At 40.0% G+C, this 25,022-nt stretch carries 21 protein-coding genes and 3 pseudogenes; 9 read left to right on the forward strand and 15 right to left on the reverse strand.

The genetic code is table 11. The features are described 5' to 3' along the window. Positions 1-37 precede the first annotated feature (37 nt). Positions 38-1,413: pseudogene (locus CUU66_RS03580) on the reverse strand (amino acid permease). Positions 1,414-1,642: 229 nt separating this feature from the next. On the opposite strand from CUU66_RS03580, the gene CUU66_RS03585 reads away from it, so the two are divergent. Next, positions 1,643-1,885 carry a hypothetical protein gene (locus tag CUU66_RS03585; protein WP_180955143.1) on the forward strand — a complete coding sequence of 81 codons (243 nt, stop codon included), beginning with the start codon at positions 1,643-1,645 and terminating at the stop codon, positions 1,883-1,885. 51 nt (positions 1,886-1,936) lie between these two features. Here the strand turns inward: CUU66_RS03585 and CUU66_RS03590 are convergent, their stop codons facing one another. From CUU66_RS03590 to CUU66_RS03600, 3 genes are all read right to left on the reverse strand, one after another. Further along, on the reverse strand, positions 1,937-3,883 hold the full coding sequence (locus CUU66_RS03590; RefSeq protein WP_101640307.1) for an LTA synthase family protein: 1,947 nt from the start codon (positions 3,881-3,883) through the stop codon (positions 1,937-1,939). A 376-nt stretch (positions 3,884-4,259) separates the two neighbouring features. Continuing rightward, on the reverse strand, positions 4,260-4,583 hold the full coding sequence (locus tag CUU66_RS03595) for a DUF1516 family protein (protein WP_101640308.1): 324 nt from the start codon (positions 4,581-4,583) through the stop codon (positions 4,260-4,262). Between the two features lie 348 nt (positions 4,584-4,931). Next, on the reverse strand, positions 4,932-5,357 hold the full coding sequence (locus CUU66_RS03600; RefSeq protein WP_101640309.1) for a hypothetical protein: 426 nt from the start codon (positions 5,355-5,357) through the stop codon (positions 4,932-4,934). Positions 5,358-5,572: 215 nt separating this feature from the next. On the opposite strand from CUU66_RS03600, the gene CUU66_RS03605 reads away from it, so the two are divergent. From CUU66_RS03605 to CUU66_RS25290, 3 genes and pseudogenes are all read left to right on the forward strand, one after another. Beyond that, complete coding sequence (locus CUU66_RS03605; RefSeq protein WP_101640310.1) at positions 5,573-5,839, forward strand: KGG domain-containing protein; 267 nt, start codon at positions 5,573-5,575, stop codon at positions 5,837-5,839. A 217-nt stretch (positions 5,840-6,056) separates the two neighbouring features. After that, a pseudogene (locus CUU66_RS25285) lies at positions 6,057-6,329 on the forward strand (KGG domain-containing protein); the annotation flags it as partial. A 56-nt stretch (positions 6,330-6,385) separates the two neighbouring features. Further along, a pseudogene (locus CUU66_RS25290) lies at positions 6,386-6,586 on the forward strand (KGG domain-containing protein); the annotation flags it as partial. A 49-nt stretch (positions 6,587-6,635) separates the two neighbouring features. Here CUU66_RS25290 and CUU66_RS03615 read toward each other — a convergent pair. The 7 genes from CUU66_RS03615 to CUU66_RS03650 form a co-directional block, all read right to left on the reverse strand. Next, entirely contained in the window at positions 6,636-7,898 is a 1,263-nt protein-coding gene (locus tag CUU66_RS03615; protein WP_257967885.1) for a murein hydrolase activator EnvC family protein, read from the reverse strand. Between the two features lie 252 nt (positions 7,899-8,150). Further along, complete coding sequence (locus CUU66_RS03620; RefSeq protein ID WP_101640311.1) at positions 8,151-9,314, reverse strand: FtsW/RodA/SpoVE family cell cycle protein; 1,164 nt, start codon at positions 9,312-9,314, stop codon at positions 8,151-8,153. A gap of 257 nt (positions 9,315-9,571) precedes the next feature. After that, positions 9,572-9,769, reverse strand: a complete 198-nt coding sequence (locus CUU66_RS03625; protein WP_101640312.1) for a hypothetical protein — start codon at positions 9,767-9,769, stop codon at positions 9,572-9,574. Positions 9,770-9,877: 108 nt separating this feature from the next. Further along, the gene (locus tag CUU66_RS03630) at positions 9,878-10,363 is read right to left on the reverse strand and encodes a VTT domain-containing protein (RefSeq protein ID WP_101640313.1); all 486 of its coding nucleotides are present in this window, start codon (positions 10,361-10,363) and stop codon (positions 9,878-9,880) included. A gap of 623 nt (positions 10,364-10,986) precedes the next feature. Beyond that, positions 10,987-12,453 (reverse strand): murein hydrolase activator EnvC family protein, encoded by a 1,467-nt coding sequence (locus CUU66_RS03640; protein ID WP_257967886.1) that lies wholly within the window; start codon positions 12,451-12,453, stop codon positions 10,987-10,989. Between the two features lie 541 nt (positions 12,454-12,994). Further along, a complete protein-coding gene (locus CUU66_RS03645) occupies positions 12,995-13,402 on the reverse strand; it encodes an anti-sigma regulatory factor (RefSeq protein WP_101640331.1) in 408 nt (135 codons plus the stop codon). Then, positions 13,395-13,757: an STAS domain-containing protein gene (locus tag CUU66_RS03650; protein ID WP_101640332.1), complete on the reverse strand. Its 363-nt coding sequence runs from the start codon at positions 13,755-13,757 to the stop codon at positions 13,395-13,397. The genes CUU66_RS03645 and CUU66_RS03650 overlap by 8 nt, the downstream gene beginning before the upstream one ends. Before the next feature lie 868 nt (positions 13,758-14,625). Here CUU66_RS03650 and CUU66_RS03655 point away from each other — a divergent pair. Further along, positions 14,626-14,940, forward strand: a complete 315-nt coding sequence (locus CUU66_RS03655) for an ArsR/SmtB family transcription factor (RefSeq protein WP_101640316.1) — start codon at positions 14,626-14,628, stop codon at positions 14,938-14,940. A gap of 964 nt (positions 14,941-15,904) precedes the next feature. On the opposite strand, the gene CUU66_RS03665 is transcribed toward CUU66_RS03655, so the two are convergent. Then, a complete protein-coding gene (locus tag CUU66_RS03665; protein ID WP_101640318.1) occupies positions 15,905-17,431 on the reverse strand; it encodes a DHA2 family efflux MFS transporter permease subunit in 1,527 nt (508 codons plus the stop codon). 188 nt (positions 17,432-17,619) lie between these two features. Here CUU66_RS03665 and CUU66_RS03670 point away from each other — a divergent pair, with 188 nt between their 5' ends. The 3 genes from CUU66_RS03670 to CUU66_RS03685 all read left to right on the forward strand — a co-directional run bounded on the left by CUU66_RS03670 (position 17,620) and on the right by CUU66_RS03685 (position 19,954). Then, entirely contained in the window at positions 17,620-18,516 is an 897-nt protein-coding gene (locus CUU66_RS03670; protein WP_101640319.1) for a TetR/AcrR family transcriptional regulator, read from the forward strand. Positions 18,517-19,202: 686 nt separating this feature from the next. Beyond that, positions 19,203-19,535 (forward strand): DnaD domain protein, encoded by a 333-nt coding sequence (locus tag CUU66_RS03680; protein ID WP_101640321.1) that lies wholly within the window; start codon positions 19,203-19,205, stop codon positions 19,533-19,535. Between the two features lie 68 nt (positions 19,536-19,603). Further along, positions 19,604-19,954, forward strand: a complete 351-nt coding sequence (locus CUU66_RS03685; protein ID WP_101640322.1) for an STAS domain-containing protein — start codon at positions 19,604-19,606, stop codon at positions 19,952-19,954. Between the two features lie 369 nt (positions 19,955-20,323). Here the strand turns inward: CUU66_RS03685 and CUU66_RS03690 are convergent, their stop codons facing one another. From CUU66_RS03690 to CUU66_RS03705, 3 genes are all read right to left on the reverse strand, one after another. Beyond that, the gene (locus tag CUU66_RS03690) at positions 20,324-21,307 is read right to left on the reverse strand and encodes an aldo/keto reductase (protein WP_101640323.1); all 984 of its coding nucleotides are present in this window, start codon (positions 21,305-21,307) and stop codon (positions 20,324-20,326) included. Between the two features lie 260 nt (positions 21,308-21,567). Continuing rightward, positions 21,568-21,999 (reverse strand): general stress protein, encoded by a 432-nt coding sequence (locus CUU66_RS03695; protein WP_101640324.1) that lies wholly within the window; start codon positions 21,997-21,999, stop codon positions 21,568-21,570. Positions 22,000-22,866: 867 nt separating this feature from the next. Further along, positions 22,867-24,249, reverse strand: a complete 1,383-nt coding sequence (locus tag CUU66_RS03705) for an amino acid permease (RefSeq protein ID WP_101640326.1) — start codon at positions 24,247-24,249, stop codon at positions 22,867-22,869. A 268-nt stretch (positions 24,250-24,517) separates the two neighbouring features. Between CUU66_RS03705 and CUU66_RS23970 the strand changes: the two genes are divergently transcribed. Beyond that, positions 24,518-24,679: a hypothetical protein gene (locus tag CUU66_RS23970; RefSeq protein WP_180955144.1), complete on the forward strand. Its 162-nt coding sequence runs from the start codon at positions 24,518-24,520 to the stop codon at positions 24,677-24,679. Positions 24,680-25,022: the final 343 nt, after the last annotated feature.

Genomic DNA, 25,022 nt, shown 5'->3' on the forward strand with positions numbered 1-25,022 from the left:
CGGTCATGCTTTTTGGTTTTATTTAAATAATTTCACTTCATTTCATAAGCTTGCTGTGGCGTCTTCCATACGCGAAATACACGACTATGCCTATAGCGATCCATATTGCAATTGCCAGGTCAGACCTGGCAATTGCAATGCAAGATTCCCACAGAAGAGGAACGCGAGTATCGGGATGACCGGTACAAACGGAACCCGGAAGCCTGTCTTAGGGGCTTTGTTATTACGCCTTAAATATAAGATTCCAATGGATACTGTCATGAAAGCAAAGAGTGTTCCAATGTTGGTAAGCTCCGCTAATTACCCAAGCGGCAAAATTCCTGCAAAAAAGGATACAATCAGACAAGTGATCCATGAGTTGATCACCGGCGTATTTTTCTTCTTGCTTACTTTCGATAGCACACTCGGCAGTAATCCATCGCGGCTGATTGCATAAAACAATCGAGTCTGGCCATACATCATCACTAATAGTACGGTCGTTATACCTGTGATTGCACCAAGAGAGATAAAGCCGGCTACCCAATCCTGATTGATATAATTCAATGCGAATGCTACAGGATTTTTTACATTTAATTGCTCGTAAGGAACTATACCTGTCAATATTAAGGAAACAACAATATATAAGATGGTACAAACAGCCAGGGATGAAATGATTCCAATCGGCTTCTGCGGGTTGCGGACTTCTTCAGCTGCTGTTGATACGGCATCGAATCCAATATAAGCAAAGAAAACGGTTGCCGCTCCTGTGGCTACTCCATCAAAACCAAAAGGCATGAACGGAGTCCAGTTCTCGGGTTTTACATACCAAACGCCTACTGCAATGAACATAACTACAACAGTCAGTTTGATTAATACCATGACTGTATTGAACCTTGCGGATTTTTTTACACCCTGTGTTAGCAGAAGGGTTATTATAAATACAATTATAATTGCGGGTAAATCAATGTAAGTTCCTGCTTTAGGGTTATAAGCGCTTGTTAATGCATGTGGAAAGTGCAGTCTAAATCCTCCTATTAACCCCTGGAAATATCCTGACCAGCCACTGGCAACTGCTGAGATGCAAATCCATATTCAAGCAGCAGGTCCCATCCTAAAACCCAGGCAATCAGCTCACCGAAGGTTGCATAGCAGTATGTGTACGCAATCCGGAGAGTGGAACGGTTGAGGCAAACTCGGCATAGCAAAGTGCCGCAAATACACAAGCAAGCCCTGACATAATAAATGAGATAACTAGTGCCGGACCGGCATGTTCTGCTGCTGCTACCCCTGTTAATACAAATATCCACGTACCAATAATGGCTCGATTCCAAGCATAGTTAAATCAAATCCGCCCAGTTCTTTTTTTAGCTGTACTTCTTTTTGTTCTGTTTCACTGATTAAAGCTGCAATAGATTTTCTTCTGAATAAACTCATAAATCTTCCTGTTGGCTTATCAAGATAACTTTCTTGGTATAATTGATTTAATACACTATTCTGAATAAATCAACAAATATCTCCAAGATTCTGAATATTTCTACATATATTAGCCTCTAAATCAACTTATAGGAGTCTATTCTCAGGTGACGGATTGCCAATGAAATGTTTTCAATTCTCCAATGAGGGAAAAGTGAAATAAAAGAATTTCGAAAGGGGCGAACATGAAATGGATAATCAGGAAAAAGAAAAGATCTTAGCTGAAAGAAATAATAAGGACAAAGCATTTAGGGAGAGCCAACAAAAGCAGCTTGAACGAGATCAGACTCTCATGCCGGTCGATGATCTCCCTCTTGAAGATATCCGCGAAGAATATCAAGAAGAAAAGGATGGAGAAAAGTCCAAGGATGAATCTTCAAGTGAAAAGAAACTTTTGCACGGCATGAATCAAAAAAACGACCTTCCAAGATAATTGCATAAAAAATAGCCGCTCGGGCTGCGAGCGGCTATTTTTTCATTTATTTTATTCACTTACTGGTTTTTCAGGATAGGAATAATCGTAATCTGTAGGATTAATTTTCTTAAATCCATTTGGCTGATAGAACCTTAATAGGTCTCCATAAACCACTTTATCCGATAATTCAAGCTCAGAATTAGCTTTTTCTCCAAACGCCTTGCATGATTCCCCGTCTATAACGTCACCTGTGGTATTGTCATAGCATTTGCCGTCAACTTGAGCAAATTGAGGAGTAATGTAGTCGCCATTTCTAAATGGAACGATCTGCTCAAAGTCATTTGAAAGAATGTCAGATCCGAATTCTAAATAATCTTTTGTATCAATTCCGAGTAGGTGTAAGACAGTCGGGCGGACATCTACATCACCGCTGAACTTGTCAACAACATTTCCCTGAACGCCAGGAACATGGATGAATAATGGAACACGCTGAAGCTGCGTATTTTCATAGTCATTGATTTCCTTACCGATTACCTGCTCCATTGCTTTATTATGGTTTTCAGAAATACCATAATGGTCCCCGTACATAACAACCATTGTATTGTCAGAAAGTCCAGATGTCTTTAGATCATTAAAGAATTGCTCTAGTGCCTGGTCCATATAATGAGCAGTTTGGAAATATTGGTTAACCACTTTATCATCCGTCTTAGCTGCCGGGAATGTTATATCCTCAGGATCCATGTTAAATGGAAAATGGTTGGATAAAGTGATGAATTTTGTATAAAACGGCTGCTTTAAGCTTTGCAGCAATGGCATAGATTCTTTGAAGAATGGCTTATCTTCCATACCATAATTAATTGTGTTTTCATCAGACATATTATAATAATTAGCATCAAAGAACTTATCATACCCAAAAGATTTATACATTTCTTCCCGATTCCAGAAAGATTTATAATTGCCATGGAAAACGGCAGAAGTATAACCTTTTGTCTTAAGGATACCCGGCATGGCCTGATAAGTGTTTTGCGCTTTTGTGGTAAACACTGCGCCTTGCGGAAGCGGGTACAAGGAGTTTTCCATCATGAATTCAGCATCAGAAGTTTTTCCCTGTCCTGTTTGATGGAAGAAATTGTTAAAGTAAAAAGTATTCTTATCTTTTGTCAGGGAATTTAGGAATGGTGTTACTTCCTGCCCTTCAAGTTTATAGTCAATAAGGAAGGTTTGGAAAGACTCCAGTGAAATATAGACAACATTCATGCCTTTAGCTTTCCCAAAATATTTATCATTCGGTTCAGCATAGCTGGATTTAATATTATTTTCTACTTCAGTAATTTGGTCACTGTCAGCTAGAGCACGCTGGGCAGATGATTTTGTACTTTGAATCATATCGTAAATAGTATAGTTATAGGTTCCTAAATATTTAACAAGATAATTCCTGTCAAAAGTTCTTGTCAATAATTCAGGACGATCAGTTTCAGCCAGTCCTAAATTAATAAGAAAAACTAAAACGGCAGAAGCAAAAACGCCTAGGACTGTACGTGCCTTCAGCTTTTGTTCAGTAGCCGGCTTAACCTTTTTAAACACTAATAAAAGAATGAGAATAATGGTATCCAGGAAATAAAAAATATCAGTAGGATGTATCAAAGCTGCAATACTATTCCCAAGGTCCCCAGCATTGTTCTTAGTCTGAGTAAGAACAGGAAGGGTAATAAAGTCATTAAAGAAACGGTAATACGCAATATTTGCATATAAAATAAACGATAGTACGAAGTTAATCGTAATTAAGATTCGGTTTCTTGCTCGTCCTTTACGAAGCAAAGCAAATGCAAAGAAAAAGAGACCGGAGCTGATTGGATTTATAAATAATAAAAATTCTTGTATGTCATTGCTGATTCCCAAGTTAAATTCATTTTTATAAGCTGCGTAAGTTTTGATCCAAAATAGAAATACCGCTAAATAGAAGAAGGAAAGTTTGTTATTATACAACTTACTCCCTATCTTTTTTATGCTTTCCATTCAGAAACATCCTTTCTAATTTAACACACATAATCTGTTGTCTTTTTAACAATACTCAATTATAACTCTTTTTCGCATTCCGTCAAGACCTCAGTTAACCATTCATTTACAATTCCTTCACAATACATTATGCTATGAGGCGCTTCGTAGATTATTACTATTTTTTTTATGACCGATAAATCATCTGTACTATGATTACCCAGAGCTAAAAGTGAGAAAACCAAATTCATTCACCCCAGCATATTTTACAGGCGCTTTCTTAACATTTCCTTAATTATTTATTTACATTGGTTCATTATATCTTTTATTTATCAAAAAGTCATATGCCAAAAAGCATAAAAAAAGCAGCTGTCCAATTTTCAGCTGCTCGTAAACTTTATCGGTAAGCTATTCCAAGGATTGCTGCTAAGACAATAATAAATGGAATCCAGAGAATGGTATGTTTCTTTTCTTTTCTTTTGCGGACAATCAGCATCTCCATTAGTCCTATTAAGATAATTGCTAAAATACCCTTAACAAAATAGATACCTGGATAATGGCCCATAATCAGCATGCCGATCCCGCTTCCCAGCATCACTATGTAGAAAAGTCTTTGAAGCATTAGAGAAATTTTTTGTTTGTTCATAAAATAGCTGATCAAAAACAGAATGATCAGGATTGCCCATGAGGAAGCATGAGTGTGATGCAAGCCTGTTAGCATTTAGATGACGCTCCTTTTACCACTTTTTTAGGTCTCTTGATGACTCTATTACTATTATAGCAACTCTAAGTCCATAATTAAAATCAAGTCTATGAACTCCCGCTTAAATTTAGCAATTATTGTTCACAAGTTCGCTATAATTCGATAGATTCCGCCTTTCGTAAAAACAACATAGGTTACAGTCAGCGCCCACTAACACAATCCGACGAGTTTCTTCCTATTATATGTAATTATATGTGAAAATTTCTGATAATAGCTGTAAGAACTGTTCTAAGTGCAGGAACTCCGGCAAATTATACACTATAAACAAAAAAACTAATGACCCTCCCTTATGTAAGTGGATGGTCATTATTCGTGTAGAGCGAGTGCCACTTCTTTTATTTTGCTAAAGAGTTTTTCATCTATATCAAATACAATATCTTTTGCAGCTTCCCATGCTGTCTCTTCTGCTTTTCTAATCAATTGCTTTGCCAGCTGGTCATCGCTGTCATGTAAGCGTTCTGCCAGTTGGTCCAGGCCCTCGTCCAATGCATGCCCAATTTCGTGGGCAAGTACTATAGCATAATAATTTAAATAATGAGTAACGTTTCCAAACAACAGCTCACATTGCTCTTTTACCGTTTCAATGTACATGGTAATCGATTTTGTCCCAAGATGGTACTTCCCTCCGACCAGCCTTCCATCAGGGAAGCGGTTCTCTAACTGTACCGGTATATTTTTACCGCTTCTTATTATCAATTCAGAAGTAATTTCTTCTATAGAAAGGTTTGTCATAATCCACTTCCCGTATATTATCTTAAATGAATAATATTTTATATTCTATATCGGTATAATTCAATAAACATTTATCTATTTCTGATTATTGATATATTCAACTTCAAACCCGAAAATTCCTAGTAATTTTTGGAATATTTTAAAAGTTTAAAAAGTTCTAGGCAGGCTATATATAGTACTGTAAGACAAACTAAATTATGAAGGAGTGGATCATAATGGCAAAAGAAAAAAATGAAAAAATGACAGTAGAAGAAGCTGGCCGCATGGGCGGAGAAGCTACTTCGAAGAATCATGACAAAGAATTTTACCAGGAAATCGGCCGTAAAGGCGGAGAAGCCACCTCCGAGAATCATGATAAAGAGTTTTACCAGGAGATTGGAAAAAAAGGCGGGGAAGCTACTTCTAACAATCATGATAAAGAATTTTATCAAGAGATTGGCGAAAAAGGCGGAGAAGCCCGAAATAACAAAAATAATAATTAAGCCGTATTTTTTTAAACAGAACCTAGCTCTTTTTTCCTAGCTTCTCTGAAGTGAAGACTAAGCAGTAAAATTGAGCAGAAAGTTTAAGAATACTTATTGAAGAGTTTATGATCTAACACAACGTTTTTTTGACTTTTTTTGCGGAGAACCTAGAACTTTATTCCTAGCTTCTCCACTTTAATAATTGATTAAACAAATTTATACAAAGGAGTGTTTTGGAATGGCAAACGAAAAAAACCGTAAAATGACTACTGAAGAAGCTGGACGTATGGGGGGAGAAGCAACTTCTGCTAACCATGACAAAGAATTTTATCAGGAAATCGGCAAAAAAGGCGGAGAAGCTACTTCCGAAAGCCATGATAAAGAGTTTTATCAGGAAATAGGCAAAAAAGGCGGAGAAGCTACCTCCGAAAACCACGGACGTGAGTTCTACGAAGAAATAGGCGAAAAAGGCGGAAACGCTAGAAATAATAATAGAAAAAACGATTAATCTTAGTTTGATAGACATAGTGTAATTTAAAAATCATTTTAGGAGGATTGGTAACTATGACAAACGATAATAATAAGAAAATGACCGTTGAAGAAGCTGGACGTAAAGGCGGCGAGGCCACTTCAAGGAACCATGATAAAGAGTTTTATCAGGAAATCGGCAAGAAGGGCGGAGAAGCTACTTCTAATAACCATGACAAGGAATTTTATCAGGAAATTGGTGAAAAAGGCGGAGAAGCCAGAAATAAAAATAGAAATTAAGGCAAAAATAAGAAAGCACCCACCTGAGGTGCTTTCTTTTTTCTATTTATAATGGAACAATCCCTAATGGATTGACAGCATTTGTTTTATTTTGATTCCATGGCCCATTATGCAGTTCAAAGTGCAGATGCTGCCCATGTGACTGTCCGGTATTGCCCATAACCCCAATTTGCTGGCCTTTTGCGACTACCTGTCCAGATTGTGCATATCTTACTTTCATATGTGCATATACGGTGGTATAAATTTTCCCGCCTATGGAATGAGTTATAAAAACTACATTTCCATAACTTGAAGAAAGATAAGATTTACTTACTACTCCATCTGCGGCAGCCACTATGGCTACATTGGAACCAGAGTTAGCAATATCCACTCCCATATGCTGCTCTCCTCCGCGAGCCCCAAAGTTGGAAGATACAATACCATTGGCCGGCGAAGTGAATGTTCCGCTCGAAATAACCGGTCTAGAAGCAAAGCCTGTTTCGGAGGTGCTATTTGCCTCTTGTGCTGCCCGCATTCTTGCAGCCTCTAAATCTGCCAGCCGTTTTTTTTCTAGATTAATAGCCTGTTGGATAACTGCTGCCTGTGCAGCTAAGAGCCCTTGTTCCTCTTTAAGATCCATTTTATGGCTATGTGTTTCCTGTTCTTGTTTTTTCAACTTGCTTATTAGAACCTTTTTACTCGCTTTTTGACGAGTTTGTTCCGCTTGGAGTTCCTTAAGATCGTTAAGCATCGTTTGAAGACGGCTTAATTCCTTCTTAATTTTCGCTTCACTTTCTTCTAAAATGGCTTTATCTTCTTCCTGCTGACGGATAACATCCCGATCAGCCTGCATAATGGTGGAAACAGCGGAGAGCCGTTCAATAAAATTCCCAAAACTCTGAGCACCCATCAGCACTTCTAAATAATCTGCGTTCCCGCCATTCTGCTGCATTGCACGCGCTCGTTCTTTTAAAAGCTCTTCCCTTATTTCAATTCTTTCCTTAATCACTAATATCTCGTCGTTCAGTTTATTAACTTCCGCCTTGGTTGTATTAATGGCGGTCGTTTTTTCTACTATTTTCTTAACCGTTTCATCGATTTTACTATTAAGAGCTTCTATTTCTTTAATTAAGTTCCTTTGCTCGGTTTGAAGTTTCTTAATTTTATGATCTGCTGCATGTATGCCTGTTTGTACATGGGAACGCTGCTGGTTAATCTTTAGTTTTTTGCTTTGCATATCTGAAAGTTTTGCTGCATGAACAGCTGGAACTGTATAAAGAGTTCCAGAACCTAGAATGATTGCCGTGATTAGTGCGACTAATTTCCTCAAACTTTTCCCCTGCCCTATTTCTTTTATTTACTTTTTTCTTCAAAAACTATCAATGGATTTAAAAATTCTGGATAAACTGACATGTTTAGCCAAAATCTATGACTATTATACCATTTATGACACTCCTGAATGTTTCAATTATGTTTCATTTTATTCAAATAGATTACAGATATCAGAGAAGAGAAAAAAACACAGCCGGCCGGCTGTGTTTGGAGATACTCGTTTATGTTGTATGCTGCTGCAGCGAAACGCCTATTTTACTTCTTCCTGCTTACTTTTAAGGTTCATTTTCATAATGACATTTTGATAAATGCCTATTGAAGCCATGAGCAGGATTAATGAAGACCCGCCATAGCTGATAAACGGAAGGGTTATTCCCGTTATCGGGAGCAGACCTGTAGCTCCTCCTAAATTTATCAAGACCTGTATACCAATCATAGAAGAGATTCCTATGAGGAGCAGACTGCCAAAAGCATCCTTACATCGGGCCGCAAGAAGAAAGCCCCTTAGCACGATAAATCCCAGACCTCCAATCACTATAGCTACACCAAAAAACCCAAGCTCCTCGGCTATAATGGAAATGATGAAGTCTGTATGTGATTCTGGCAGGTATCCATACTTTTGAATACTTTGCCCGAGACCTAATCCCTTTACTCCGCCCGACCCTATGGCAAGGAGGGAATTAGCTAGATGATAGCCTTCGTCGTCTTCTGTTTTAAAAGGTTCTTTTAAACCTGTGAACCGGGAAACCCGCTCTTCAGAAACGACTGTTGAAAAATTGCCGCTGATGACCACTAAAAGTCCGATTAAAGCTATTGCGGCCCCAAATATGCCAACAAGCTTAGAAAGACTTTTTAGAGACATTCCGGAAGAGATCAAAATGGTCCCAGCTATTAAAAGAATTATAATAACATTCCCATAATCAGGCTGAATCGCAATAAAAAAGCAAATCGTCGATAAGAAAATCATGGTAGGCATAACAGCCTTATCTATGTTATTTATCCGGTCCTGCCTCTTTGAATAAATCGCCGATAGATAGATTATGACGGCAAGCTTTGCTGCTTCTGCAGGCTGCAGATTGAAACCGCCTAATGCGAGCCAGCTCTGGGCATTACCAGCAGTGTGGCCAGCTAAGAATACAAGCAGAAGCAAACCGCATGTCCCCCCCATCATCGCAAGTAAGAATCTAGGATGCTTATAAAGCTGATAAGGGAAAAACATCGTTAAAAGCATGGCAGCAAACGAGATGACAAAAGCTATCTTCTGCCTCTGGTAAAAATGATCATCGGCAAGGCCCCAGCGTGCCACCGCGGTAATCATACTCGAACTGTAGACCATAATCAGCCCAAATAGACATAAGACAATAACAGTAAAAAATACTGGATAGTCGTAAGCTTTTAAAATTTTCTTTAACATTCCCTTTTCTTCCTTCACAAAATTCTAGTAAATTAGTAAAACAACACAATTTTTCTTTTGTCCTTATATTACCACAGAATTTATGTATTTTTTTATTACATTTATATTATTGGTTTATCGCAGCATCATAGAAAACCCGGCCTTCATTCAGCCTTTTAGAGCATAAGTGCCGCTGCTTAAATTTCTGCCATTAAGAGACTGGACTAGAAGCTGAAGAAACCGCTGCACCAAGCAGCGGCTCCTGGAACGTTCATCTATTATTTTCTCTGATAGTCTTCCTTAATTCGGTTCCCTTCTGGATTATCCCCCATCTTTTCGTACAAATCCCCATTTTTCAAGTGTTTGTCCTGGGAATTGCTATCTCTTTTCATTTCCGAAGCGTACTCCTGGCCAGGTTTACTGGATGCGTTCTGTCCCATACGGTCTTTAAAGTTATCATTATTGAATTCCGACATATCCATCCACCTTTCTTATGTTCCATTCCCTTTACTTTTAACCTCTGCACCCGCTTCTCAAACAGTTTTTATACAGATGTAAAGTTTCTGTAATCCATCTTTGCATACTTACCGCTTCCGTTTATACAACACACAAGCAGCCAAACCTGCCGATAGAACTGCGAAAAGCAGCTGTCCTTTTATATCCCAATGAAGGACCGCTTTTACTGCATATGCTTCAATAAGCAGCGCGGGAATCTTCCCAATGGTGCTGGCCAGCGCAAAACCAGGGAGACTTATTGTAGTCGCAGCTCCGGCAATTGTTACAGCTCCCGAAGGAATGAAGGGGAATATCCGTAAGGCAATGATCAGCAGAAACAATTCAGCCCCTGTAGTACCTTGCAGTTTACGAACAATAGTATAAATGGGTTTAACGGTCATTTTCTTAATTCCTTTTCGATATATATAAAAACTGAATACCGCACCTAGAGCCTCTCCAGCTAGAACTTTTGATCCGAACGAGTACATAATAGCACGGGGAAAATCAGGTTCAGTTTTTACCGAAAAACAGGTATTTTCAGCAGATAATTCTAGTTTTACGAACCTTTCTTGCAAATTGACTATCCAGCGCTGAAAAAACAGGCTTTTTGGAAGAGGTTTTTATTAAATGTGTAGGATTGAGAACCCCCCAAAAAGGTTTATGCTCAACTTTAAGGGAGATATGCTTATCTATTCTAGGCTTATGCTTATGTTTCTTGCTTTTATGCTTATGTTTTCCATGTTTATGATTATCTCTCTTCTTCCTATGCTTCTGTTTGGTTCTTTATGCTTATCGATCAGCCTTTATGCTTTTCTTTTCCGAAATATGCTGATTCCAAGCGTGAATCCAGAAGACCAGACAGTGCTCGGCTATACTGTGCAAGAAACCAGATGACCGAGCCCGAGCCGGTCCTAGTTACCGTACAGGGTACTTGACGATTGCGCCAGGCTAATCCAAGTTACCGTGCAGGAAATCAAACTATGCGCCGGGCTAGTCCGAGTTAGGTTGCAGGGTACCAAATGACTGCGCCAAACTGAACCAAGTAACCCGCAGCGTACCAGATGATTGTGCCAGACTCGTCCGAGTTACCGCTTTGGAAACCAGGCTGGTCATAGCCGCGTATATCATGACAGGAAAAAAAGGCTGCCGAGATTTTCTCGACAGCCTGACTTGGCAATTGATCAGACACGTTTTTTGTTTAGAAAGGGACGATTCCGATTGGGTTTACAGCATTAGACTTAGCTGCATTCCAGGATCCCTTATGCAATTCGAAATGCAAGTGTTGTCCAGTTGACTGGCCTGTGCTGCCCATTACACCAATCTGCTGACCCTTGGCAACTACCTGACCAGTTCCAACCGTATAGTTCTGCATGTGGGCGTAAACAGTTGTATAGACCTGTCCATTTATAGAGTGTGAAATAAAGACTACATTTCCATAACTGCTGGATTGATAGGCACGGCTCACAACTCCATCGGCTGCCGCCATGATGGGTACATATCCGCTGCTTGCAATATCTACACCCATATGTTTTGTGCCCCATCTTGCTCCATAGTTAGAAGAAAGGATTCCTGCTGCCGGCCTTGTGAAACTACCTCCAGAGACAGCTGGAGCTGGAGCTGGAGCTGTATCCTGCTGTTTTGATGCCTGCGTTCTTTGCCGCTTAGGGGCAGGTGCCTCCTGCTTCCGTTCCTGTACTGTTTCACTCTTAGAGACCTGGTTAGACTTAGTGCTGGCCGCAATTTTCGTACCAGCTGAGTGATTACTTGATTTAGTTTCAGCCTGCTGCTGAGCTTTTTTCTTTGCTTGTTCTTTCGCTGCCGCTGCCGCCGCTGCTGCACGCTGTCTTGCTTCTTCTGCGGCGCGTTTTCTTGCTGCTTCTAATTCCGCCTGGCGTTTTGTTTCAAGATCGATGGCCTGCTGAATGGATGATTCCTGCGCAGCTAATAACTCCTTCTGCTCTTTTAGATCCATTTCATGGGCGTGTTCTTCTTTTTCTTTCGTTTTCAATTTGTTCATCAATTGAGATAATTGAACAATCTGCTGCTTTTGTTTGGTCTTCATTTCTTGAAGATCAGCCATCATCCGCTCTAGATCAGCAAGTTTAGTCTCAACCATTTTTTGATCATGTTCCAGGTCTTTTTTATCTTCTTCCTGCTGCCGCAGGATTTCTTGATCAGCTTCCATGATTGTAGCTACAGCGCTGACACGCTCTATGAAATCTCCAAAGTCTTTAGAGCCAAGCAGAACTTCAAGATAGTCTGCATTTCCTCCGCTTTCCTGCATTGAACGGGCCCGTTCCTTTAATAGCTGTTCACGCTGCTTCATTCTTTCTTTAATGACAATAATTTCTTTTTTCAGTTCTTCCACTTCAAGCTTTGTCAGCTGTATTTGTTTTGACTTTTCGTTAATGCTGTCGGTCGTTTTATTAATTAAGTCTGTAAGGTTCTTGATTTGATCGGCAACCGATTCCTGCTTCCCTTTTAGACTGCTAATCTTACTTTTGGAACGACTGATGCTAGATTCAACATCCCGTTGTTTCTGCTTTACCTTCTCTTTCTGCTTTTCCATAATAGTTATATCAGCAGCGGCTTGGACTGGTTGAACAATACTCAATGCACCTAAGCCTGCAGCCAGCGAAACGTTCAAAATTAATTTCTTCTTCAACATATTCCCCTCTATCCCTGGTGTTTATCTCTATTTAGTAGTTAATATAGTTAAATAGTTGCATGGGTTTCTTATATGACAGGCTCATTATAGCAAATTATATTCAACACAAAGTTACAATTATATTTCAAAGTTATTAAAAATTGGGCATATAGGTTTAAATTGGATACAAACTGGAAAATATTTTCGTACTATGGCCATAATCTCATACGACAGGGATGTTGTAAATATTCTATTTGCCGGTAATCCAAGGAAAAAAAAGGAAGCTTTGATGAATCATATCAAAGCTTCCTTTTTATATGGTGTGATCTGATGCAAGGAGCTTGAATGTACCCTTTTCAATTTGGATGGCAACATGTTCCATTCATACAGATCATTCAGCTCATTAGCTGCCTGATCAATGCTTAATAGCACAGTGCCGAAAAATCGACTAAGCAGCGCTGGATTGAACTCATCTTTATGAAGTGCCAGCTCCGTTCATAAAAAACCCTTTACTGAAAAAGGATGCCCCACAACTTGATTGACATCACTGGTTGTATTCTTATCTTTTTCTCAGCCACTTTATCGCTGTAATGGTCGTTCCTTCTCCAAATACTGAATCTATTGTAAATTCATCCATCAATCTTTTTACGCCTGGTATTCCGGCACCTAAACCGCCTGATGTAGAGTAACCGTCCTCTAACACCTTTTTAATGTCAGCAATACCAGGACCTTTGTCCACCGCTGCCACTTTTATTCCCGCCTTATGGCCGTCAGCTAATTCTTCCAAGGTTATTTCCCCGGAACCTGCATATAAGTAGATATTCCTTGCTAACTCCGATATAGCTGTTGTAATTCTTACTTGGTCAACAGAACCAAAGGCCATCTTCTTGGATATTTCCCTGCCTTTTTGCCGTGCCTCTACAATATCTAATTCATGCTGGATACGGATAACAGTCAAATTATTCATCATCAATCACTGCATTCCTTAACAATTCTATTCCTTTTTCTAAATCCAGCGCTGTTAAAATATTGGGAAGGCTTATTCCTAATTCAATTAAAGTAATAGCGACGGCTGGCTGTATTCCTGTCAACACAACTTTTGTTCCCATTAATTCAGCCATATCTACCATGTCTCCAAGAACCTTAGCAATGAACGAATCAATCATATCCAGGGATGTTAAATCCATTACCACTCCGCTGGCACTTGTTTCATGAATTTTTTGCAGCAAATCCTCCTGCAGAGTGAGTGCGCTTTGATCATCAAGCACCACTTGTATGGATACGAGCAGCATGTCGTTTAATTTTAAGATTGGAATTCTCATATTCTTTCCCCCAATAACCAGCTTACCTTTTTTAAAAGTCAAGTAACTAATAATAAAAAAAGCCAAAGAGAAATAGTACCTTCTCTTTGGCTTATGACTAGTTCCATTGCCTAGCTCATTCCTGCCATTTCATTCATATCAGAAAACGTCTTCATCGTCATAGACAAAAACGTAATAAATTCATCATTTAATACAGTATTGTTTTAACAATATAAATAAGTAAGAACTCAGCTTCGTATCTAAGTTCCATCTCCAATTATACAGTAATTCCAGCTAGTTTCAATGATAGATCTAGTTTATTAGCAGGAAATCTTCCCTTGCCAAAAGAAAAAAGGAATTGGAGGTTGAATCCTTGGGTATCACACCTTGCCATACTGCTGGTTTTGGTTCTGATGCTAGTTGTGCTGATCGTTTTATTTTATTGGAGATATTTTAATCCCGCCATCCGAAACGCACCTTTGACCAAAAACCCTATAGCATATGTGGATAAGTGAAAAAAACATACGTCTAACTCAAACAAACTTTAAGCAAATGTGCGTTCCGAATACATAGCGATATTTTCCATCCCATGCTAGAACCGATAAGCAATGCATGCACTTAGCACTCGGCTAGATGCCAAGTGCTTTTTTGGGTTATTTCTCTTACCTTTTGAAATATACATATTTCATCCGTTTCGGTTAAAATCGCCTTAGGACTCTCCATGATTAAAATACTTCAGCACCTGTTCAAACTATCACTTTTCCACTGGAACTCTTCCCTACAAAGACCGTGACATACTCTGTGCCTCAAAACTTGAAGGGAATTGTCATGTTGGGAGGTCCTATTTTATAATAATTAAAATAATAAAAAAGCGGAGGGATGCGAAGTTATGCTGGAAGACGAAGAGGGCTGCCTAGAGATAGATGAAGAAACATTATTTTTAGTGACACAGACATTTAAAGCTTTGTCAGACCCTACTCGGCTCAGGATCCTCCACCTGCTGTTTAAAGGGGAATACTCGGTTAACGGGATCGCTGAAAGTCTTTCACTGCTGCAAAGCACCGTATCACATCAGCTCCGTTTCCTGAAGAACCTCCGCCTTGTCAAATCAAGGAGAGAGGGCACGACTATCTACTATTCACACGATGATGAGCATGTGATGGATATATTAAAGCAGACTATAGAGCATTCAAGGCACACCTAAAAAAGTTTAAATCATTGGTTTTACCTTTGACCTTGTGGGGCGCAAAGTCCCTGAGGGAAAACCTAGAAAATGGGTGACCCTTACCGCCCGCGGAAGCGGGTGCCTTCCCCCTATAATCACAACAAATGCAAATGAACGAAAAAACGGTGCGTTGCATGCACTGTCACCTTGTGAAGAAAACAAGTTTATCTTTACACGGTTCCTTTGGAGCGAGAAGTCTGTTGCATTATAAATGGACAGTTTTTAGCGGATTTAGTACTTATATTCGGGTTAATGGTCTCTTCCACTGCCGTAGATTTTAACAGGCGAAACACTGCAACAACAGCGTGGGTGTTCCAATTTTCACCGAAAACCCGCTTTTTTTAGGGATGAACCTAACTTTAGCAACTTTTTTTACAGCTTGACTACCCAGCCCTGAAAAAACAGGGTTATTGGAAGGGGTTTTTATTAAATGTAACAGAAGCAGAACCACGCAAAAGGTTTTTTGCTTTCCTTCTATGGAGATATGCTTATGTATTGAGAGTTTATGCTTAAGTTTCTTGGTTTTATGCTTATGTTTTCCCTATTTATGATTATCTCTCGTCTTCCTATGCTTATGTTGAGAGCCTTATGCTTATCCAGAAGTCTTTATGCTTCTATTTTCCGGAATATGCTGATGCCGGGCGGGCATCTCTGTTTAATGGCAGCGTTTCGACCAATTTCCGGCAGGGGACTATGCAGGGCTCACCTATATTCCTGCAGGAAACCAGGGGTAAGCGCCAGACTAGATGGATACGCGTATATCAGAAAAGAAAAAAACAGTGCGTCTCACGCACTGTTTTTTCTATAAAACTTGGCTGCAGCTTTCAACGGATACAAAGTAAAAGCATACGCATGGTCTATATGATTCCGACCGCCAGCAGTATTATGTGCTTTACGTTCCGTTTGAAACTTCCTATTCATCCCAGCATCGGGTTTAAGAACCTTAATTACCTGCCTGCTTAACTGGATTATTGCCAGAAGTTTTTCCGCCAATCGTATCTTCAGCTGGCGTTGCCCGTTTGATAAATAATGCAAGGATAAGGGCAAGTGCTGCAATGAACACAGATATAAAGAACGCGAAGTTTATACCTTCTAACATTGCCTTCATCATAATTTGCTGTTTAAACATAGCTACTGCTTCAGGTGTCTGCTGCCCTGAAGCGTGTTTCATTGCTTTTGCAGCTAATTCTTTTGCATGTGACTCAGTCCGGTTAGACATAATGGTAACCAGCAATGCCGTACCAATCGCACCTGAAACCTGCTGCAAAGTATTGTTCATCGCAGTTCCGTGCGGATAATATTTTTGCGGCAGTTGATTCAAACCATTTGTTGATACCGGCATCATTACCATCGACATACCAAACATACGGAGAGAGTATATGATAACCAGATGAGTATAAGTTGTCTCAAGGGTTAACTGACTGAACATATAACTTGTAACTACAGTAAGAATCAGCCCGATCACCGCTAACACTCTTCCGCCGAATTTATCAAATAATCTTCCGTTAATTGGCGACATGATAGCCATCAGGATAGCTCCTGGAAGCAGCATTAAACCTGCATCCATCGGAGTAATCCCTCTTAGTGTCTGGGTATAAATAGGCAATAACAGCATACCGGAGAACATGGCCATTGTAACAACCATGGAAATCGCAGCCGATAAAGCATACATCGGATAATTAAAGATCCGGAAATTAAGGAGCGGCTTTTCCTGGGATAGCTGACGCAGGATAAACCATATTAATGAAATGGCTCCAGCAGCTATTGTAAGGTAAACATTTGGACTGTCCCAGCCCTTGCTCCCGGCAGAGCTGAAGCCGTAGAGCAGGCCGCCAAAACCAATACTTGAAAGTAGAACTGAAAATAGATCTATACGGATATCAACCTTTTCCTTTGTGTCTCTCAGCAAGAAGAAACCAGTTAAAAGAACCGCAGCGGCAATCGGTGTCACAAGATGGAAAAGCATTCTCCAGTCATAGTGCTCAACGATCCACCCAGATAAAGTAGGACCGATTGCAGGTGCCCCCATTAGGACTAATCCAAATACTCCCATTGCAGCTCCCCTTTTTTCGATCGGGAAACTTGTGAGCATAACATTCATTAATAGCGGCATCAGGATAGCTGATCCGCTTGCCTGTACCATCCGTCCTGCTAATAACATTGGAAATACATGGGCAAATCCAGCAAGAATCGTTCCGGCTGTAAAAAGACCCATAGCTACTAGGAATAAATTCCGTACAGTATATTTTTGAATTAAATATGCCGTAGTTGGAATCATAATTCCATTAACCAGCATATAGCCCGTGGTTAACCACTGTACAGTGGATGTTTCCACCTCTAAGTCCTTCATGATTGAAGGCAGTGCAATATTAAGTAATGTATTGTTCAGAAATGCAATAAACGCCCCAACCATCAGGACAGCAATAATCCCATATGGAGGGCGGCTTGATTTACTTATTGTTTGTTCCATTTGTAATTTTCCCCTTTATACATTCAGTTCATTTTTTTATACCACTGTTTCACATAAATCATATCTTATACCATTAGTTCAAAAAATACAATACAAAAAAACCATATTTTAACCAATTTGAATAATACAATAATATCGTGTATGATGATTTTTATACCATCAGTTCAACTGAAACTAAAGGTGATAAAATGAAAGATAGAAAACAGCATGTCATTAAAATGGCCCACCAGCTGTTTATTGAAAAAGGGTATCAAGCTACTTCCATTCAAGATATACTTGACCATAGTGGAATTTCGAAAGGTACCTTTTATAATTATTTCTCATCTAAAACCGAATTATTAATCGCCCTTTTCAAATCTCTTTTCAAGCAGCTAGAAAAAGAAAGAAATGATTTATTGACAGGGCAGGACCCGGCCAATATAGATATTTTCATAAAACAGATTGAATTGCAGATGAGAACAAACAGAACCAACAAGTTAATTTCCCTATTTGAAGAAGTAATCGTTTCCAATGATGCTGACCTAAAACAATATATGAATCAGGGGCACTTGAAGATGCTGCGCTGGATTTACAGCAGATTCATCGACATATTCGGCGAGGATAAGAAGCCATGTCTGCTGGACTGCGCAATCATGTTCCTGGGAATATTGAAATCTACCCTAAGATACGATAGTCTTACCCATGATCCAAACAGGAGTATTCACCAGGTTGTCCGTTATAGTGTCGAACGGGTTGCAGCGACGGTTCAAGAGGTATCAAAGACCAGTGAGATATTATTTCACGCGGAGACTCTGGATAACCTGCTGCCGCCATCACAAAAAAATGATCAGATGTATCGTCAGGCCCTTCATCTTACAGTTGCTGACCTTAAAAAGGATCTGCCAGACAAAGATAAAGATAAATATCTGGAGCTTTTGGACTTTGTGCAGGATGAACTTTTGCACACACGCTCACCAAGAAAGTTTTTAATAGAGAGTGCCTTGCTTTCATTAAAAGGAAATAAAGTGTTATGCAGTAAACAAGAACTGCAAAAACTCGCTCAACTGACTGCAGATTACTTTAATCAGATGGAATTTTCAGAATAACCCTGGCTTAAACGGCCCTAAATGTTCATAATAAATGGCTGTTTTCGCAAACTTTCTTTTAGAAAAGAGCTAATATATACAGACAGACAGACAGACAGACAGGCAGGATAACTATTGGTCATCCTGCCTTTTTTGTTTGGAATGGTTTGGCCCATTAAGCCGTAAATATAGTTTACCTTTATTTGCTTACCCAATCAGGCAAACCATAATCAGTCTCCAGTTTATTGTTACTCATATATGGGTATTTAGTAAATTCGAGTAGAGTTTTAGAATATTTTAACTCCCCATGCAATTTTGGCTGGCTCACTAAGTATGTATTGTTGTTGAACAAGGGGCTGATTTCCACTACAGGATGCTCGCTTTCCGCGGGGCGGGCGCTGAGCCTCCTCGGCTTCGCCTGTGGGGTCTCACCTGTCCCGCTGCTCCCGCAGGAGTCTCGCACCTTACGTTCCAATCAACCTGTTTAACAATAGGATAGGTTTACAGAACTATAAAAAAAAACAATGTCAAACGAGAAAAACAAGAGAGGATACATTTAGAGTTTAGGGTACGATAGAACATAAGCGTCTTTTATATGAACATTTAGATCTTAATTATGCAATGGCGCTGCTAAAGACATTTCAATAGAGGTAAACAGGAATATATGTCGAGCATTGAACAAAAGATTATAGGAGAACGAGACACTTATGATAAAAGATTTAAATGATCCGGAATTTGTAAATGACTGCCACACTATACCACCGTTTGAAATGCTGCAGGTGTTAACTAACGGAAATATCCGGGGATTAGATAAATTAGCCTTAAGAACGCTGGATCAAAGAAAACAACTGCCAATGGCGGTCGTTAATGTCTTATTAGTGTACTTTTTTTCAACATACAGCAATAAGGTCTATGACAGAAATTCATTGGCACGGGTATATGATCATTGGGCAAAGAACAATATTAAGACCTTCTCTCAAGCAAAAGACGCTGCCAGCATTAATATCTTGGACATTATAAAGGCTGCCGGTAGTCATTAAACAATAAACAAATGAACTTCACGTTCATATCGGAAACACATTTGTCTTTCATTTAGGGGGAAAAGGGATTGAGGATTCCAATATTAAAAATACAGAATATATTACTTGTTTCTGTGCAGATCGAACTAGATGATCAAAGCGCATTACAGCTGCAGGAAGATTTGTTAACCAAGATACAAGAAACTGCGGCAGGTGGTATCGTATTAGATCTTACTTCTTTAGACATGGTAGACTCTTTTATCGGAAAAGTAATTGGAGATATAGTATCAATGTCAAAGCTGATGGGATCAAACGTTGTTATCACAGGAATCCAGCCCGCCGTTGCAATCACCCTGATTGAGCTCGGTATCTCATTAAATGGTGTGCTCACTGCTATGGACTTAGAAAAGGGCGTAGATTTATTGAAAAGCGCCGTGTAGGGATCATACTGTTCTTATTATATGGAAGCTCGATTTCTCCTTCAGTGCAAGCAGCCGTGATTCGGATATAGAGGGCTGGCTCTAATAAAAATTAGAGCCAGCCCTTTATATATTTCATCGAAAGTTCTGGAACCCCCACGCCGAGCAGCCTTTAATGTTAATGAATGGGGGCATGAATCTGGATGTGAGAACACCGGGATCACTGGCTGGCTGACCAACCTGGCTGCCAGATTTTCGGGATTAGCGGGTAAAATGACACAAGCAGCATATCTTTCTTCGACACTTAGAACCTAAGAAAACAGCCTTATCCCAATAGATAACGGGATAAGGCTGTTCCATAATTTGATTATGGACGGATACCGCACCTGGTTAATAAACGCCTCTAATTAGCTTCTTTACTTGCGAATCGTAGAATTGGCGGATTTTTTCTTGTTCTTGCTGTGTAAATGGTTTTTCCGTTATAGATGAAAGATTATCCGCTACCTGCTTCTGATTTTTAAAGCCGGGAATGATGCAGGAAATTTCTTTTTGATCGAGGATCCAGCGGAGAGCCGCACTGGCCATGGACTTCCGGCCTTCACTGATCCAATTTAGTTGATTGGCTAATTGGACACCCTTCTGGAAGCCGAGGCCTGCAAAGGTTTCCCCCACATTAAAGACTTCCCCATTTTCGTTGAAACTGCGGTGATCATCCTCTTCAAATACGTGATCCTTCGTGTATTTTCCTGTAAGCAAGCCGCTGGCCAGCGGCAGCCTTACTAAAATGCCGACTCCTTTTTTATAGGCTTCAGGAAGCAATCCTTCAAGCGGTTTTTGCCGGAAGATATTAAAGATCACCTGAAGGCTTTTAACATTAGGATTCTGCAGACAGATCAGCCCTTCTTCCACTGTTTCAACACTAACGCCGTAGTTTCTGATTTTGCCTTCGCTCTTCAATTGATCAAGCACTTCGAATACCCGGCCATCCTTCAAGACTTCTGTCGGCGGGCAGTGAACCTGGTACAAATCTATCGCCTCGCGCTTTAATCGTCGGAGACTTGCTTCACAATATGCCCGTACAGATTCATAGGAATAAGTATCTAAGGAATGAATGTCCCCTGAGCGGCAAAACTTAGTGGCAATATGAATTTTATCCTCCTTGCCTTTTGCAGCTTCTGCCAGCAGTTCTTCACTATGCCCGTTACCATAAACATCCGCTGTATCAAAGAAGTTAACTCCTTGATCGATTGCATAATCCAGAGCTTTTAGAGACTCAGCGTCACTCGTTTTGCCCCATGATCCACCTATTGCCCAAGTGCCAAAACTAACTTCACTTACCTTCAATCCCGTATTCCCCAGCTCCCTGTATTGCATGTGCACACTCTCCTCCTTATAGTTCTATATTTTTCAGCCCTCCCCACAACCAATTGGATGCTGCCGTTCCACTAAAACCTCATAACTTAATTATACTTTTTTATTATTTTTATACATAGAATGAACCTTACTTAATGTCTGTAAAAATGGATTCCGATACCTAGACTAGACTCTACAATAAAAAGCAAATAAAAGTGCCGCACGGTTCAGCACTCTTAATAACTTCTATTCAAGTCTTGGATAATTAGTAGAAACGGCATTTAGTCTGTTACCGCAATAAGAATTTTACCTTTGTTGATATCGTCCTCATATGTGCGTGCTTCTTCTTCATTTAATCCTATCTCTTGTAGGGCTTTTGATAATCCGCCTGAATTGGTTGCAAGACCTGCGACCGCTCCTCCAAGGATCGTAAAAATCGGCCCAGCGGCTAAAATAGGACCTATCCCGGGTATCGCCAGGTAGCTCAGCCCAAGAAATAACCCTGTCAGCCCTACTGCTCCACCGGCCGCCGCCCCTGCAACCAGCCCATCTGTTTCTTTCGATTTAACCTGGTCTGCATCAAGACCAAGTCCATCTATATTTTTGGCTACGATAGAAATTTCATCTATGCTGTACCCTCTATTCTGCAGTTCCTTCACCGCGGCTTGTGCTTGTTCCTCTTTTTCGTAGACACCTATCACTCTTTTATCCATAATGATTGCTCCCTTTTACATGGTCTATTCATGTATTACCCTATCTCCAAATTTTCAATCAGGAAAATCCTCTCTGTTGAACTTATGCCTCTGACAATCACTGTTATTTTTGCTAAAAAGGATGACCTCTTAAACAGGCCATCTACAGGCTGTAGAGAAGTCTTGGCGGTTTTGATATCTGAGAATCCATTCAGTATGTCGCGATCATTGGGTTTCTACGTTATAGCCGAACCATACATAGTCTACTGCCTGAAATCAATTGAAGCGATGCCGTTAAACAGGAATTCCCGCTCGGCATAGCAAGTTCCTCAAAAGTAGATCATAAAGACTGCAGGATAGCTGGATAAGCATAAAGGCTGCTGGATAAGCATAAAGCCCAAAACATAAGCATAAAGACTGCTGGATAAGCATAGGAAGAAGAGAGATAATCATAAACATGGAAAACATAAGCATAAAACCTGGAAACATAAGCATAAGCTTGCAAAATTTAAGCATATTTCTACAGAAGTTAAGCATAAGCCCTGCCTGCGTATTTCTAAAGCCTCTACATTTAAGAAAAACCTCTTCCAAAATGCCTGGTTTTCCAGAGCTGGGAGCCCAGCTTCAAGAAGAGTTACCAAGATTAGGATTATTCCGCAGAAAATACTGGTTTATGATAAAAATAGACCCCAACTCCCCGCTATTTCGCAGTCATGCGGCTTCATACATTCATACGCTTTCATCATTAAAAGAATGGCAGACTATCAATTTAATGTCACGGACTTCTCGCTTCTAAGAAACCATTTTAAAGGTAAACTTATTTTCTTTATTACCTAAAGAAAAAGATGGCCTCTTAAAAAAGGCCATCTTGTTTAATAATGAATAGTATTATTTCCCTTCCGCATTCAACTGGCTGTGTTTGTATCCATAGGTGAAATAAATGACTAGCCCCAGTACAAGCCAGACAACGAATCCTTTCCACGTGAATGAAGAAAGCTGAAGCATTAAGTATACACAGAAGATAACAGCCAGTGCAGGTATAACAGGAACCCATGGTGTCTTGAAGCCTCGCTTTAACTCCGGCTGTGTTTTTCGAAGTACGGCCACTCCCAGGGAAACCGAGGCAAAGGCAAATAATGTGCCTATGCTTGTCAGCTCAGCTAACTTCTCAAGAGGCACTAAACCAGTAAAGATTGCTACTAATATGCCCGTTACCCATGTGCTGTTTAACGGAACCTTTGAAACAGGGTGTACCTTGGATAACCCCTTTGGAAGAAGACCATCCCTGCTCATTGCAAAGAACAGCCTTGTCTGTCCAAACATCATCACGGTCAGTACGGTAGTAATACCTACTATGGCTCCAAGAGATATAAAACCAGCCGCCCAGTCATTGCCGATAAAATGCAGGGCGAATGCAACTGGATCTTTAACATTTAACATGTCAAACGGAACAATACCTGTCAGGATCAGAGATACCACTATATAAAGTATCGTACAAATCGTTAAGGAAGATATAATCCCAATAGGTAAATTCCGCTGCGGATCTTTCACTTCCTCGGCAGCCGTAGATACCGCATCAAAACCGAAATAGGCAAACACCACAACTGCTGCACCTGTGACAACCCCTGAGAAACCAAATGGCATAAATGGTTCCCAGTTAGCAGGCTCCACATACCAAACTCCTATCACGATAAAGAGAAGAACAACTGCGACCTTGATAACGACCATGACAGCATTAAATTTGGCAGATTCTTTTACTCCTCTTGAAAGCAGTAATGTGATTAGGAGAACGATAATGACCGCCGGTAAATCAATAAATGTGCCCTCTGAAGGATTAAAGGCACTTGATATGGCCTTAGGCAGATGAATTCCGAAACCCGATAATAAACTTTGAAAATAACCTGACCACCCGCTCGCAACTGCCGACGATGCAAGTCCATATTCGAGGACTAGGTCCCAGCCGAGCACCCAGGCAAAAACTTCACCGAAAGCGACGTAACTATACGTATAGGCACTTCCCGACTGCGGGATCATCGATGCAAATTCAGAATAGCATAATGCTGCAAATACACAGGCTAAACCTGCAATGATGAATGATAAAATTAAAGCAGGACCAGCATATTTAGCAGCCGCTACACCCGTCAGAACAAATACACCTGTGCCTATTATGGCTCCAACCCCGAGCATCGTTAAATCTACTGCACCTAAAACTCTATTGAGTGAATAATCAGAGTTATAATTAGATAATTGCTTTTTTCTAAATAATTTCATGAAAGCCTCCATAACTTGTCGAAAATAGTCGAATTGTACTTTCGTTATTTTACAGGTATATCTTTATAATGTAAATCAAAAGTTTTTAAAATATCAAAAAATACTGAAATCTCTTCCCTTTTAAGGCATTCTAATAAATTCGTTATAAATTACTAATCTTATTTTAACTTTGTCCAAACATATATGTAATATTCTACAGCTGCTAAAAAAACACCAAATGTGTTGAATATGGTTTCCTTATGTCTTAAATTCCCAGGGTTATTGGACGTTGATAGGGATTAAGAATTTTATAGTCCTTTCCATTGCCGGGACTTCAAAAGGCGTTGGCAGAGCGGAATACAGAGGTTTCATTACCCTTTCACAGCGGATTAACCTTTTTGGAAGTGAATATCCGTATAACAAGAACTGGCGGTTTGAAGAAGTGCTTTGAGGAAGTTTTTAAGGGGAGGATTTTCGTGCGGCAAGGTGCAGACCATGAATCCTATCACAGTCCGTTTAATGCTTTGCTCTTGCTTCCGTTTATTTTAATCGGCAGTTTCTATCTAAAAATAGAACTCCGGACGCAAAGCTAGTTAATAAATAGAATTTACATTTTTAATAAAGGCTGTTTTCATAAATTTTGTTGCTCATTGTACAAGAGGTTGATTGGAACGTGAGGATGCTCGCGGACCTTAGGGGCGGGCGGTGAGCCTACTCGGCTTCGCCTGCGGGGTCTCACCTGATCGAAAAGCGGAGGACGGTGCTTTTCAAGAAAAGATCCATCCAAAAGCTGA

The sequence above is a fragment of the Peribacillus deserti genome (assembly GCF_002863585.1).
In the GTDB taxonomy this organism is placed as follows: Bacteria; Bacillota; Bacilli; order Bacillales; family DSM-1321; genus Paraperibacillus; species Paraperibacillus deserti_A.